Here is a 15,317-nt window from a genome sequence, read left to right on the forward strand (position 1 = left end):
GGGTTAAGACATAAATCTCATCTCCTCCTATTTCTTAATGATTACGCTGTAAAAACTATGAGGTTCTCTTGTTCAAGCTTAGTTTTAATATCCTGCCGCAAAACATATTTCTGAATTTTTCCTGATGCCGTACGCGGAAGATTCTCTACAATTTCTACCCGTTCAGGATATTTAAACTTACTTACGCCTTTCTCTTCAAAAAGCTTACCTACTTCCTTTAAGGTTAGTCCCTTATCTCTATCATTGAGCACCACAAAAGCGCAGGCTCTCTCCCCTAACCTTGGATCGGGCATTGCCACTACACCCACCTCACGCACATTGGGGTGTTGGAGTAAGATATTTTCCAGTTCGATACTGCTGATATTTTCACCACCGCGGATGATAATATCTTTCTTTCTTCCTGTAATTCGAATGTACCCGTCCTTATCCATGGTACAGAGATCACCGCTATAGTACCATCCATTATCGTCCAGAGCCCTCGCCGTCAATTCGGGTTCCTTAAGATAACCGACAAATACCGTAGGGCCGCGAGATGCTTCCTCTCCCTGAATCCATACGGGTACAGGCTGATGTGACTCATCAACAACCTGTATTTCAACACCTGATACAGCTGCCCCATCAGTACTGATAATTTTTTCAAGATCGTCGTCTAATCTTACGGCAGTATGCGGAACACTTTCCGTCGAACCATAGACACCAATGACTTTAATACCGGCAGTCATCGATTCTTTAACCATATGCCTGGGTATAGGAGCTCCGCCGCACATGAAAAGACGAAGAGAAGAGATATCATATTTCCTTTTTTGGAGTGCACGGAGTATATCGTAAACTAATGGCGTAGCTCCCATACCGCAGGTGCATTTTTCTCTTTCAATGAGTTGGAGGGTGATTTCCGGTTTAAATATATCTTGAAGAACGCTTTTAGCCCCATACATAAACGGCAAAGTCACGCCGTGATGAAAACCAATGGCATGCGCAGTTGGGGCCGGCATCAGCATAACATCAAGATGGGTAATATTCATGGCCGCGGCTAAAGATCTTTCTGCCGCAATTATATTGTTATGTGTTAACATCACTCCTTTCGGAAAGCTTTCCGTTCCCGAAGTAAACAAAACAGCGGCTAGATCATCGGAATTTCGCGGATAATTAATGACTAGCGGTGGATAATCTTTTAATATTTTGCTTAAGGTATTTCCTTCAGAACTCTTCGTTACTTTTTCGACCACTACGATTTCCCTTAGGCTTGGAAGCTTTAGCTTTAAGGAACTTAGCATTGAAGGATAATCAAAACCCCTAAACTCAGAGGGAATAAATAACACTTTGGATTCACACTTATTCAGAACATATATCAATTCATCCGCGCGATAACCCCAACAAATTGGATTTACGACAGCTCCTATTTTAAGGCACGCGATATAAATTACCGTGAATTCAGACCAGGCAGGTATTTGAAACGATACAAAATCACCTGGCATTACCCCATTTTCTCTCAAATAAGTTGCGACCCTGCCAGCTGCATCGTCGAGTTCTGCATAGGTGTAACTTGTACCTTGAAGATCGGTTACAGCTACCTTTTCTGGGGAGCACAACACGGACATCTGCCAATAGTCTGCCAATGTTGCGTCACCCCAGTAACCGGCTTGACGGTATTCCCGCCTTCGATCTTCATTTATTCTCATCTCCAATGACATCCTCTCAACCCCCTTCGCTGGATTTATACTGATCCTTCAATCATCCAGAAGAATGGATTCAGTGTATTTAATGGAATTAGTGTAATTCAGGTATAATTTCACTTGCGTTCTTTGGTTTTATTTCTTTAATCCTGACCGTCGTGAGCAAGATAAGCGAGCCGATAATGGAAATGCCTGCACCTAAATACAGGGCAAAAGTGTATCCGTAAGCATCAACGACTACACCTGTTAGAAGCGGAGCTGTGATTCCCCCGATTGTAGCAAAAGTGGACCAAAGTCCTGTTATTTTTCCCGCATTCTTACGCGAGAAAACCATAGGCATTGAATAATACCCTCCCATGGTAAGGCATAAAAGGCCATTCGAAGCCGATATTAATGCGACGGCATTTACCGCATTCGCGGCCTGAGATCCCAAGATGAGCAATATTCCGGCAGAAATCATGCCGAAAACAGGGAATATCTTACGGCCCATATTGTCCTCAAATTTGGCGGCAGCCTTATCCGCTAGATAGCCTCCAATTGGGTATGTGAACACAGCCACAATATATGGCATCATTGTGTATAAAGCACTTTGTCCGAGTTGAAGACCGCGGCCCTTCATAAAATAGGTGGGCAGCCAAGTCATAAATAAATAGAAGAGGTAGTTCGTACAGAAAAATGATACGGCACCGGTCCAAACCGATGGTGTTGAAAAAATATCCTTTGGTGTCAAATCTGTATAGCGGCCCGCCATTTCCTGCGAACCGTCCTGGGTTGACTTAATATAGGCGAGCTCTTCTTGACTGAGATTAGGATCATTTTCCGGCTTATCCTTGCCAAACCTCAGCCAAATCAAAATCCATATCGGAGCGGTAAAGGCAAACGTCCAAAATACCATTTTCCAACTATGAGCCTGTATAATCCACGCCGCGAACGGCATGGTGAGGGTAATGCCCAAGGGAACTCCAACAAGACAGATTCCTTGTGCCAGTCCAGCTTCTTTCTTGGGAATCCATTTAGCAACCATCGATGAAATCGCAGGCAAGGCAACGCCTTCACCCATCCCCATCATCATACGAATGATCACCATCAAACCGAGTGAAGTGCCAAAGGGAGTTAAAAATACGAATATCGACCACCATAAGGCGCCGAAAATGATAACCTTGCCCCCGCCAAATCGGTCTGCTAACCAGCCGCCAATAATCATCGTACACGCGTAGCCCATAAAAAAGGCCGTCGAGACTAAACCGAACTGAGTGGCACTCCAATTAAATTCCTTCATCATGGATGGACCGGCGATTGACATATTTGATCTATCCATATACAAAACTAAGTAACATAACAGAAACTGAACTATGATCAACCAACGTTTATTACCAATTTTTGGATTCATGTTAATTGCCCCTTTTCAAATTCAATTTAAAACATCTTATCCTAAGTAAATCAATTTGAAATAAAACGTTGACATAGTTTTAGTATTTTCTTTACCGTCAGCATAGCGAACCGATGAAGGAGGAGAACTCCTTTTCACCTTAAACGTTCATTTTAATGAACAGGATCAAGGTGATTAGGAGAACTCCTTTCTAAATTTAAAACCTTATTCCCTACGCAATTAATTTAGCTTGCCTTAATCTTCTTAAATTCCTCCGTAAGAACAGGAACAATTTCGAACAAATCACCGACTAAACCGTAATCAGCCATATCAAAAATCGGTGCATCCGGATCTGAATTGATCGCGATGATGGTTTCTGAAGAAGATATTCCGACTAAGTGCTGAACTGCACCGGAGATCCCCACCGCGATATAGATTTTAGGTCCTACCGTTTTACCGGTTTGTCCGACTTGTTTTTGAACCGGAATCCAACCGGCATCAACAGCAGCTCTCGATGCTCCGACAGCACCGCCAAAGACGTCAGCCAGTTCTTGGAGAAGAGCAAAATTTTCAGGTTTTTCTAATCCTCTTCCGCCGGAAACAATGACTTCTGCCTCTTCAAGTTTAACCCCTTCACTTCCGACAGCTTTGATAATGTCAACAATCTTCGTCCGGATCATTTCTGCAGGAGTCTTGATTTCCTCTTTAATCACTTCTGCTGTCCGGGAAGCATCAGGACCGGCTTTTTTAAATACACCGGGTCTGACTGTTCCCATCTCCGGTTTTGTTTCAGGACATAAAATGGTAGCCATAAGATTTCCGCCAAAAGCAGGTCTTGTCCAGGCGACAAGTCCATCCTCGTTAATATCCAGACCCGTGCAATCCGCCGTTAACCCTGTCCGCAAACGTGTTGCTGTTCTTGAAGCAACGTCTCTTCCGTTGTTTGTCGCTCCGACTAAGATCGTCGCCGGACAATATTTTTCAACGAGCTGTATCATGACGTTAGCATAGCTATCGGTATTAAAATCCTTATATTCTTCACCTTCGACATCGATAACCTGATCCGCTCCATAGGCAATTGCTGTTTTAACCGCCGCATCATTATTGTCGCCGATGACAACAGCTACAACGTTTTCCTGCTTCGCCTGAGCAAGTCTTTTCCCTTCATTAAGAAGCTCTAAGCCAACATTTTTAGCTTCACCATTTGCGGTTTCAATAAATACCCAGATATTTTTATAGTCACTCATTGCTTAAACCTCCATTAAACTAGCTTAGCCTCAACCAGCTTTTCGACCAACTTAAGGGCCGTAGCTCTATCTGTTGCTTCCTTAATCTTCAAACCTGCCTCTCTTTTGGCGGGTACAAAGGTTTTCTTTACTCTTGTCGGTGAGCCTTTTAAGCCGATTTTCGTTGCATCAATATCTGAAAGTTCAGCAGTCGTCAACACTTCAATCTTTGCCTTGCTAGCCATCATTTTGCTCTTAATCGTAGCAAATCTCGGCTCATTGATAGATTTTACGACAGTACAAACGGCCGGCAGTTTTGCTTCAATAACTTCATATCCTTCATCCGTTTCCCGATGGATCGTAATTTTTGGGTCATCGACTTGGATTTTAGCCGCATAAGTCAGCTGAGCAAGTCCCAGGTGCTCGGCAAGAGCAGGTCCCACCTGAGCCGTGTCCCCGTCAATCGCTTGCTTGCCGCAGAGAATCAAATCGAAATTTCCGAGCTTTTTAATCGCTTGGGACAAGATATAGCTTGTAGCGTAGGTATCTGAACCGCCAAAAGCACGGTCGCTCACTAACACTGCTTTATCCGCACCTACCGATACACATTCCTTTAAGGCATCTTTCGCCTGTTCCGGCCCCATCGTAATGACCGTGACCGTTCCGCCATGGGCTTCTTTGAGCTGCACTGCAGCTTCCAGCGCATTTTTATCAAAAGGGTTTACAATGCTTGGTACACCGGCACGAACCAAGGTATTCGTCACAGGATCGATTTTAATTTCAGCCGTATCCGGCACTTGTTTAACGCAAACGAGAATATCCATTTAAAAGTTCCCTCCTACTTAAGCATATCTCTTGCAATGGTGAGACGTTGAATTTGGTTCGTTCCTTCGAAGATCTGGAATACCTTGGAATCTCTCATCAATTTTTCTACAGGATATTCTTTGCTCACGCCGTAACCACCGAAAAGCTGTACAGCATCAGTCGTTACTTTCACTACCGCATCACCGCAGAAAGTCTTGGTAATCGAGCCTTCTCGAATACAAGGATCATGAGCATCCATCAACACCATGGCACTCTTGACCAATTGACGAGCGGCTTCACATTGGATCTCCATATCTGCCAAGATCATTTGCACCGCTTGGAATTCAGCAATCGGTTTGCCAAATTGTTTTCTTTCTTTAATATATTTGACGCTCTCATCGATAGCCGACTGCATAATACCTACTGCTAAAGTACCGACAAAAGCGCGAGAAATGTTTAAAGTAGCCATAGCGATTTTGAAGCCATCGCCTTCATTGCCAATCAATGCACTGGCAGGCACTCTTACCTTGTTGAATGCGACATCAGAAGTATTGGACAATCTGAGGCCCATTTTGTTTTCATGCTTACCAACCATAATGCCTGGGCGGTCTCTTTCAACGATAAAGGCGGATATGCCTTTGGAGCCTTTGCTCTTGTCTGTAGACGCAAACACAACATATACGCTGGCAAACTCACCATTGGTTACAAACGTTTTGCTGCCATTGATAACATACTCGTCTCCAGCTTTAATAGCGGTAGCGCGGATGGATCCGGCATCTGACCCTGAATTAGGCTCTGTTAAACAGAATCCGGCAAATGCACCTGGAGCAATAATATCGGCAAATAATTGTTTTTGTTGATCATTTCCACATAAGAGAACTGATCTTAGAGCCACGAAAGTTGTAACTAAGGAAATCGCAAAGCCGGCATCGACCTTTGCTAATTCTTCAAATACGATAGCATTGGTCACATTGCTTAATCCTGCGCCACCGAATTTCTCAGGAATCTCCAACATATGCAGGCCCATATCAAACGCTTGTTTTAAAAGTTCTAAAGGAAACTCACCCGTTTCATCAAATTCTTTAACATGCGGTTTTACGACTTTGTTTGCAAAGTCTCTGACTAATTCGACTAACCCTTGTTGCTCTTCAGTAAGAATATGCCCCATTTTAAAATCCTCCCCATTAAATCATAAATATAGTTATAATCTAATTATCCAAGGAATGAGCATTCATTCACTGGATAAATCTTATTTCAATATCATCAGCCTTCTCTGTAAACAATCCCCATGCCTTGTCCAGGATAGTTCCATGAATATCCCGGCATGTTCCGGTTGAGTCTTTCACAAATCAGACGACAGTTTCCGCATTCTAAACATCCTACATGGTCAAAGCTTAACTTATCATTGATTAGATCCCACTTATACCGCTCTGCCGGACAGCAGGTTGTACATGCCCGATGTTCGCATGTTCTGCATGCATCTTTATCGACAAGGATATGTGAGTTATGATCATCGCTGTCAAAGCGATTCACGAGTAAACGATCATCCATGGATAGCTTTTTCATAAGGATCTACCCCCTTTCACAATGTCTTTAATGACATCGAAATAAGGCAGCTTACCGGAGATTGTTTGTTTCATGATTCCCATTGCGGATTTGGCCTGACTGCCGTCTACGTCATACAAATTTTTCATAAGATTCGTGGCCAATGCAGGATACGTTGTAAACATGTGCCGTGTATGAGCAAGATAGTCATGTGAATTCTTAAGGGTTTCAAAATCCTTTAACACCGTTTGCTGTAATTTTTCATGATATCTATTCAGGAAGCCCTTGGAGTAATCATCCGCCTCGATTGCCTCATTTGCCGTTTCTGCGGCTGCAATTCCAGAGAGAATCGCATAATCCATTCCCCTAACCGTAAATCCTCTGTTCACACAAAGGCCTGCTGCATCCCCAGCTAAGAGAAAACCATTAGAGCAGAATTCAGGCAGAGCTTTGTATCCGCCTTCAGGAATCAGGTGAGCAGAATATTCAATTAATTTTCCGCCTTCAATATACCGTGCAAGCGCTGGAAGCTGTTTAAGCTCTTCGGCGAAATCCGCTAAAGGCAATCTTGAATTTTTCCAGCTGCTGGAGTCCACAACCAAACCGAGCGAAACACTCTCTTTATTGGTGTAAAGAAAAGCTCCTCCAAAAATTCCCTTGTTGCACTCACCCACTGCTAATAAGGCTGCGCCCTTTCCGCTTACGGTATTGAATCGTTCGTTGATTGCTTCTTCGGATAGTTTATAAACATATTTCACACCGACCGCGATATCTTTTACATTGACCGGCTTAATCAGCCCAGCGCGTTCTGCGACAAGAGCATTGACGCCTTCGGCACTAATGACTAAATCAGCCTCAAGCTCCTCATCTCCAGTTTTAATACCCGCTGCTTTTCCATCCTTAATCAAAAGTCCATCAACGGTACTTCCCGAGATCATCATCGCCCCGGCTTCTTCAGCCTTCGAGGCCAACCACTCATCAAACTTGGATCTTAAGACCGTGTAAGATTGGCTCACTGATGGAAACAATGAGTCGATTGAAAAGCTGTCTTCCCCCGACATCATCATCATCATCTCGCGTGTCACTTCACGCTCAAGCGGCGCATCTGTCCATTCCCCAGGCATTAATTTCTCCAAAGCATGAGTATATAGCCGGCCACCGGTCATATTTTTTGCTCCCGGGGTTTTTCCGCGATCGACAACCAAAACCTCCCGACCAGCCTTCGCCAGACGATAAGCAGCGGCGGATCCAGCTAAGCCTGCACCGATTACGATGACTTGAAATCTTTCGTCAGACAAAGTACTTACTCTCCTTCCACAACCCTGATTTTTTAATAGGGGTTTATTGATGTGAATACTCCAGCAAACTGGCTATACTCCATAAAAACCCCTATTTTTTCTTCCTATATAAAGGGGACTGAAAACACGCCGCTTTTACGCCAGCGGTATTTTGGCTGAGGTTTTCTCTAACTTATTAAATTGTAAGGTCTCACCTTCATATGCTTTCACTGCACCGTTTTCGATTAACGTATGGATTTGTTTTTCTGAATAACCGTATTGTTTTAGATATTTCCGTGTATCATAGCCAATGGGTTTAGATGTCCAAAGTTCAGGATCACCTACACTGCTTAGACGAATAGGACTCGTTGGAATAACACGCTCACCATATGAGTCATACTTAACATGCCTTAAAATATCATTGGCAAAAGCTTCTTCATCAGCCAGAATATCATCAACAGTAAACGCTTTCTGGTAGGGAATTTCATATTGTTTAAAAATCTCTACCCATTCGGCAAATGTCTTTTTGGCAAATGCCTTTTCAAACAATTCAACGACATAACCATTTGTTTTATTCTCCCTTAATTTGTCCAAGGTATTGTACTCTTCGTTGCCTATAAGTTCTTCAATTTTTAAAGCTTTAGCGATATCATCATAAGCGCTGTTATAAGCAGCATGGCAGATCAGGAACCAGATGCCATCTTTTGATTGATAACAATTATTGGCCGGAGAGGGAACGAATTTTCTTGATCTTGGATACAATGCTCCCGATTGGCGGGAAACAACAGCATGCTGCATCGCCCAGCAAGCAACATGATAAAGATTGACTACGACTCTGTCTCCTATCCCCGTCATCTGCTTTCTTACCAAGGCGGCTAAAATGCCCGTAGATAAAAAGGCACTTGCATTCCAATCACCAAATGCAGCCGGAACGTTAACAGGACTTTCACCAATCTGCGGAAAAGAGGTTAATATCCCACCGCGTGCTGAATAAGCTGTGGCGTCGTATCCCCTGGAATCCTTTTCTGGTCCTCTTTCGCCATATCCTCTCATCTGAGCGTAAACGATATGAGGAAATTTCTTGTGAATTGTCTCGTAATCCAAACCAAGTTTAACTAAAGCCTTATCCCGGAAATTCGTAACAACAATATCAGCCGATTCAATAAGCTTATAGGTGAATTCGATACCCTCCGGGCTTTTAAGGTTAATGCTGACCCAGTTCTTTTTTAGTCCCCCCATATCGAATGCGGGGTCTTCAATATCATCTCTCTGCATGCCGTAACCAGGACCTTGCGTGCGCTGATCATCTCCGCCGAACGGTTCAATCTTAATGATTTCTGCGCCCAATTCACTCAAAATTCTCGGACATGCCGGAGCTGCGATAAACGATGCAAGTTCAACAACCTTGATGCCTTCTAAACCTTTCAAGTTAAAACTCCCCCTTCCACCTGATGCCAAAATTCCGTAGACTAGTTAGTTGCTTACTTCCAATTTGTTTATTGTTTGTGATGCTGCGGGTTCGATAGGCTTAACCTTACAAGCGGTCAACAGGAACACTGCACCTAGTACAGCCATTCCAGCTCCTAAGAACAGTGCGTAATTATATCCTAAAGAATCAACAACAATACCCGTGAGCAGGGGAGCTGAAATTCCAGCAAACGTACCGATAAACCCGTACAAGCCAACAATTGTACCTGCATTTTTCGGAGCAAAGATAATCGGCATCGAGAAAAATCCACCCTGAGTTAGGGTAAGAAAACCCATAGAAGCGGCGATTAAAGCAATAGCCATCCCGGCGCTGCTTGCCTGAGCTCCAACAAACAAGGCACATCCGCCAACGACCAAACCGAAAATCGGGAACATTTTCCGGCCCATATTTTGTCCGAATTTTTTCGAGGCGGCATCGGCTAAAACACCACCCAAAGGATAGGTGAAAATCGCCACGAGATAAGGAATCATTGTGAAGTATCCGCTTTTCACCAAGGTGAAGCCGCGTCCCAGTGCTAAATAAGTGGGCAGCCAGGTCAAAAGGAGATAAAAAACGTAATTATAGCAGAAGTATGCTATTGTAGCGCCCCATACCGATACATTCGTAAAAATATCTCTTTTTGCTAAGCTTACAGCATTACTTACATCTTGCTTCGGTCCCTGATCAGCCTTGATATATTCGACTTCAGCCTTGCTGATTTTAGGATCCAATTCCGGTCTATCTTTGCCAAATAATACCCAGATCACAGCCCAAATGGGTCCAAGAAATGCAAACGAATAAAATATCATTTGCCAGCTAAAATACTGGATAAGCTGAACCCCAACAAGCATTGTCAGCGCCGTTCCTAAAGGAACGCCGACAAGCGTTAATCCTTGTGCCAACCCTGCTTCCTTTTTGGGCACCCATTTCGAAACGAGGGAAGAAGTAGAAGGCAGGGTAACCCCTTGACCAATTCCCACGAGAACACGGATAAACATTAAAGTCCCTATCGTACCACCCATTGGACTGAAAAATGTAAATACCGACCAAAATAATGTTCCAGCAACAATAACTTTGGTCGCTCCAAACTTATCGGCAAGCGCACCGGCTGGTAACATCGTTATAGCATAACCTATAAAAAATGCCGTTGAAACCAAACCAAACTGAGTTGCATTCCAATGGTTGCTCTTCATCATGGCCGGTCCCGCAATAGAGATTGCAGAACGACCAAAATACATAAAGGTATAACAAATAACGAGTAAAGCGACGATAAGCCAGCGTTTGTTGCCAATCTTTTGTTCCATAGGTGTTCCTCCTTAATTTTCCGATAAATACTTAATTTACCATCATTACGTCTAAGCGTATTCAGACGTTATTTTGTTTTTAAGAGAGTTGAACTAAAGATGATTTGATTAAATGAAAATCGTTTTGCACGGGAACCACAGCCTTCACTTAGGACAAACAACCTTGGGCTCATAGAAACCTAATTATCTACTTTTTTATGGTTCCCCCCTTGTTCTTTTTTTAACATCCAGGAACACTTTCAGTATACTTGCCCTTTAAATAGCGGTCTAATTCCTAAAAGTTTGGTATTTCGGTTCATTTTATAAGAAACTTCTATAGATTTGTGAGAACTATCTCAAAGTTACAAGTTAGACAATTGCATCCTCGGGACATGCTTTCTTCTAGGATTTAAAGTAATCCGACATCTTCTCCAGGGGAACCTCCACTAATCCTCTTGTTTTGGTATATAAATAAATAATAAAGCCTCGCTTGCAACGAAACAGACACTGTTGACAGGGATTCCTATCGCAATACACATAGGCGTCCTCGTCAGACAAAGGAAAAATTAGAGGCGGCTGCTTCTGAGCGGTGACATACTTAATGTAGCCTCCGGTGAAGGTTTTGAGCAAAACCCACTCAGGTTTGTCTTCCGGCTGTTTCGTTTCCCAGAATACCTGTACCGCACTCTGATTAAAACCGCCGACAATCTTGTAGACTACATTGACTTCAGGCAACACATCCTCGATGTGCAACGGCTTCAGCTGTTCCATGGGCGCATTGCAGCAGGCAGGCTCCTGTGCTGGCAAATCATAGGCCAACACTTGGTATAGTCTGCCGCAATGACTGCAGCGGTAGATAACTATATCGGGACATTCCGGCCAGGGTTTTCGGGCAGCTTTGCTTCTGAGCGGTCCAAATTCCTGCTCTGCCAATTTCCAACCCTCCCCGTACATTCTTATATCTTATCCTTTACTCATTGGGCAAAAAGAGGGACATCGGCGCACAGCACGATGCCCCTCCGGCATGTCCATAATTTTTCAGGCTTAAATGTTGTACTTTAAGCGTCCTTCATGAGCAATTGTTTGACGGGAAATGGTGATCCGTTGAACAGTTGGAGTCCCTTCCTCTAACCACATTGCACGGGAGTCACGATACAGGCGCTCTGTCGGACCATACGTGCAATCTTCAAAGTATCCAACACCACCGAAGATCTCAAGCATCTCATCGCCGACGAGTTTCGTACAATGGATACTGAAAAGTTTGCACATTGCAGCCTTCTCTTCGATATATTCGCCTTTCGGATCTTTTTCATAGTCCTTTGCAAAGTCATAGACCATCGTGCGAAGAGCATGAGTATAAGTTGCCATATCGGCGAGCTTCATCCGGATTGCTTGACGTTCAATAATGGGTTTACCAAAGGTTACACGATCATGTGCACGTTTGAGGGAGATTTCAAGCATCCGTTGGCACATTCCGAGATTGCTGGCAGCGATGTGAACACGGGATACAGACAGGGAGTGAATAGAGATGTGAAGCCCATCGCCTTCTTTACCAAGCAAATATTTCTTGGGAACTCTCATGTTCGTAAACTTTAAACCACTATGACCTGATCCACGGCAGCCCATCATGTGTGGCATAGGAGTCAGTTCATAGCCGGGTGTGCTGGCAGGAACCATGAAAGTGGAGAGGCGGCGATCTTTTAGCGCATCAGGATCGGTAACACAGGTAATATAAGAATAGTTACTGCAGTCGGTATGGGAGATCAAATATTTTTCCCCGTTAATGATATAATCATCACCGTCTTTTACAGCACGAGTATGAAGATCGGCACCTGTTCCGCCACTTTCCTCAGTAACCGCCCAGTTTGTAAAAACTGTTCTATCCTGGAATCCAGGCATTAACTCTTTTTTAAGCGCTTCAGACCCAAAGTCGTAAAGGGGACGCCAGTTCAAATCCATGGCATAGTGAAGATGCATCCGCATTCCTCCAGGACCACGGCTAAATTCTTCTTGAAGTCTCAGAATTTGTGTCTCGGAGAGACCCCAGCCGCCAAACTCTTCCGGAATAGAGGCACGATACAGGTTGTTTTTGATACATTTTTGATAGAATTCCTCGGGGAACACATTCGTTACTTCGATCTCTTTTTGCATCGCATCTAGCGTGCCCTCTGTAAATTCTCTGATTTGCAATAAGTAACTCTCGAATTCCTGGTCAGTTAGCTTTGGCATTTTTTAAATTCCTCCTTGTTACTTTTTGAACAACCTTGACAAGGTTAGTATACTTAGCTTTTATCTTTAGGTCTAATTCCTAAAAGTTTGGTATTTTCATTAATTTCATGAAAAACTTTTATAGATTTGTGATCTCAAGTACTAATCGATTAACCATTTATGTATAAATAAACCCTATCAAAACAAAAAGGAATGAATCCAACTTATAATTGAACTCATTCCTTTTTAATTTAATAAATCAGCAAAGCTATATAAAAGCTACCCATTTAGAAATCATTTTATCTATTGGAATATAATCAAGCTTAAGTGCTTCAGCTACGGCAGGATAAATAAGATGACCGGAAAATGTATTTAGTCCCTTTGCTAAAGCTGGATCATTAAGCATTGCAACTTTAAGACCTTGATTAGCAATCTCCATAATATAGGGTAAGGTCGCATTGGTTAGAGCGAAAGTAGACGTTCTAGCTACAGCCCCCGGCATATTTGCTACCGAATAATGAATGACACCGTATTTTTCGTAAATTGGATCATCATGTGTTGTCACGTGATCAATAGTTTCAATGGATCCTCCTTGATCAATAGCTACATCTACAATAACAGCCCCTGGCTGCATTGTTTTAACCATTTCCTCCGTGACTAAGTGCGGAGCCTTAGCACCAGGCACAAGAACAGCACCAATTAAAAGATCCGCGTTACGAACTGCAGCTGCAATATTATAGCTATTAGATATCATAGTCGTAATCCGATTTCCAAAAATATCATCAAGATATCGAAGTTTATCTGCACACCTATCGATAACGGTTACCTGCGCTCCCATTCCGATTGCAATTTTAGCAGCATTTCCGCCGACAGTTCCGCCCCCAATAATCACTACATGCGCTGCAGGAACACCGGGAACACCGCTTAAGAGAATTCCTCTGCCATGAACATGCTTTTCTAAAAAGCGAGCTCCGACTTGAACAGACATTCTTCCAGCAACTTCGCTCATTGGGATAAGAAGAGGCAAAGATCCATTATCAAGCTGAATTGTTTCGTAGGCAATTCCAGTTACTTTTCTCTCCAGAAGAGCATGGGTAAGCTCTGGTTCAGGTGCTAAATGAAGATAGGTAAATAGGATTTGTCCCGGTCTGAATAAAGCATATTCTGAAGGCTGAGGTTCTTTCACTTTGACGATCATGTCCGCAGTGTTAAAGATTTCGGCTGCCGAATTAAAAATTCGGCTTCCTGCTGAAACATATTCCTCGTTAGTGATTCCGCTGCCGGAACCTGCATCATTTTCAATCAGCACACTATGTCCCGCTTCCGTTAATGCTTTAGCACCAGCTGGTGTAAGAGCTACCCGATTTTCGTTGTTTTTTATCTCTTTGGGTACTCCGATGATCATGAATAATCCCTCCTTTTTAATATGCTTATACTTTAGATTATGAAATTTTCAGCCTTAAATTTCTACTAAAAATTTAAGAAAAATAACCAATAAAAAGAATAATTTCCTCGTTTTAACTTAGCTTTAAAGCAAATATCTAAATGATCACTCCATTTATCATTTGGAATATAATACCATATACATTTAGGTGTAAGGAGGGATCTAGCTATGGCTTCTCTAGATACCAAGCGTGTTGAAGATATGAATTACTTCGAAATGCTAGCCTGGCTGGGAATAGGCAGTTCTCATCCAGGGGGCTTCCCCGCAACACTGCAAAACCTGCAGTCTATACAGATCCTGCCGGAAGACTACGTGCTTGATGCAGGCTGCGGAAGCGGGCTTACCGCTTGCCACATTGCCAAAACAACCGGCTGCAAAATTATCGGTATTGATATCAGCTCGGAAATGATTGATAAAGCCACCCAAAGGGCGGCTTCTGAAGGAGTTTCTCATCTTATTGAATTTAAAGTTGGAAACGTTCAGCAATTACCTTTTGCAGATCGAATTTTTGATTGGGTCATCGCTGAATCAGTAACTGTCTTTTTAGATAAAGTCAAAGTATATCGTGAATTTTATCGCGTGCTCAAACCTGAAGGTCATATTGCCGACCATGAAATGGCTCTGCTCAAGGAACTGCCGGCTCAACTTAAGCAGCAATTAGAGGAATGCTATGGTTCAGGCACAAATCCATTAACGTATGAGGGATGGTGCCAAACTTTAACTCAAGCAGGCTTCCAAGATGTCGAAATTAAAAACCCGCAACCGTTAAAAAACAACAGCAACCTGATTGTAAATGCCCTCAAAAAGGACTGGGTTCTAATCAAAGGGCTTGCTGACAAAGCAAGAAGGCAGCCCGGGCTGCTGCCACGCTTACAAAAAAATGCGGGATTTATGAAACAGTATCGAAGCTATTTCGGTTTTGGACTTGTCTATGGACGCAAACCCACTCCACCTATCCTGCCAAAATCAAAGAGCTTCAAAGATTGGTTACTCCGACTGCTGCGTTTTCAATAGATTCCC

Annotated in this window: 13 protein-coding genes; 1 reads left to right on the forward strand and 12 read right to left on the reverse strand. The window is 43.1% G+C overall.

The features are described 5' to 3' along the window. Positions 1–41 precede the first annotated feature (41 nt). From fadK to ald, 12 genes are all read right to left on the reverse strand, one after another. A complete protein-coding gene (fadK, locus tag ACHOLT_RS16325; protein WP_425802733.1) occupies positions 42–1,691 on the reverse strand; it encodes a medium-chain fatty-acid--CoA ligase in 1,650 nt (549 codons plus the stop codon). 76 nt (positions 1,692–1,767) lie between these two features. Then, entirely contained in the window at positions 1,768–3,063 is a 1,296-nt protein-coding gene (locus ACHOLT_RS16330; RefSeq protein ID WP_425802735.1) for an MFS transporter, read from the reverse strand. Between the two features lie 224 nt (positions 3,064–3,287). Beyond that, positions 3,288–4,289, reverse strand: coding sequence for an electron transfer flavoprotein subunit alpha/FixB family protein (locus ACHOLT_RS16335; protein ID WP_425802738.1), 1,002 nt, complete (start codon positions 4,287–4,289; stop codon positions 3,288–3,290). Positions 4,290–4,303: 14 nt separating this feature from the next. Next, complete coding sequence (locus ACHOLT_RS16340) at positions 4,304–5,092, reverse strand: electron transfer flavoprotein subunit beta/FixA family protein (protein WP_425802740.1); 789 nt, start codon at positions 5,090–5,092, stop codon at positions 4,304–4,306. A 14-nt stretch (positions 5,093–5,106) separates the two neighbouring features. After that, a complete protein-coding gene (locus tag ACHOLT_RS16345) occupies positions 5,107–6,240 on the reverse strand; it encodes an acyl-CoA dehydrogenase family protein (protein WP_425802743.1) in 1,134 nt (377 codons plus the stop codon). A 95-nt stretch (positions 6,241–6,335) separates the two neighbouring features. Continuing rightward, positions 6,336–6,638, reverse strand: coding sequence for a ferredoxin family protein (locus tag ACHOLT_RS16350; RefSeq protein WP_425802745.1), 303 nt, complete (start codon positions 6,636–6,638; stop codon positions 6,336–6,338). After that, the gene (locus ACHOLT_RS16355) at positions 6,635–7,915 is read right to left on the reverse strand and encodes an FAD-dependent oxidoreductase (RefSeq protein ID WP_425802747.1); all 1,281 of its coding nucleotides are present in this window, start codon (positions 7,913–7,915) and stop codon (positions 6,635–6,637) included. Before ACHOLT_RS16355 ends, ACHOLT_RS16350 begins: the two co-directional genes overlap by 4 nt. Positions 7,916–8,050: 135 nt before the next feature. Beyond that, a complete protein-coding gene (locus ACHOLT_RS16360; RefSeq protein WP_425802749.1) occupies positions 8,051–9,322 on the reverse strand; it encodes a CaiB/BaiF CoA transferase family protein in 1,272 nt (423 codons plus the stop codon). 45 nt (positions 9,323–9,367) lie between these two features. Then, the gene (locus tag ACHOLT_RS16365; RefSeq protein WP_425802751.1) at positions 9,368–10,666 is read right to left on the reverse strand and encodes an MFS transporter; all 1,299 of its coding nucleotides are present in this window, start codon (positions 10,664–10,666) and stop codon (positions 9,368–9,370) included. Between the two features lie 381 nt (positions 10,667–11,047). Continuing rightward, entirely contained in the window at positions 11,048–11,599 is a 552-nt protein-coding gene (locus ACHOLT_RS16370) for a hypothetical protein (RefSeq protein WP_425802754.1), read from the reverse strand. A gap of 90 nt (positions 11,600–11,689) precedes the next feature. Beyond that, positions 11,690–12,874, reverse strand: a complete 1,185-nt coding sequence (locus ACHOLT_RS16375; protein ID WP_425802756.1) for an acyl-CoA dehydrogenase family protein — start codon at positions 12,872–12,874, stop codon at positions 11,690–11,692. Between the two features lie 247 nt (positions 12,875–13,121). Continuing rightward, positions 13,122–14,258, reverse strand: a complete 1,137-nt coding sequence (gene ald / locus ACHOLT_RS16380) for an alanine dehydrogenase (protein WP_425802759.1) — start codon at positions 14,256–14,258, stop codon at positions 13,122–13,124. 207 nt (positions 14,259–14,465) lie between these two features. Here ald and ACHOLT_RS16385 point away from each other — a divergent pair, with 207 nt between their 5' ends. Next, positions 14,466–15,311: a class I SAM-dependent methyltransferase gene (locus ACHOLT_RS16385; RefSeq protein WP_425802761.1), complete on the forward strand. Its 846-nt coding sequence runs from the start codon at positions 14,466–14,468 to the stop codon at positions 15,309–15,311. The last annotated feature ends 6 nt before the right edge of the window (positions 15,312–15,317 follow it).

Origin of the sequence: Desulfitobacterium nosdiversum (assembly GCF_049860565.1) — a bacterium.
GTDB lineage: Bacteria > Bacillota > Desulfitobacteriia > Desulfitobacteriales > Desulfitobacteriaceae > Desulfitobacterium_A > Desulfitobacterium_A nosdiversum.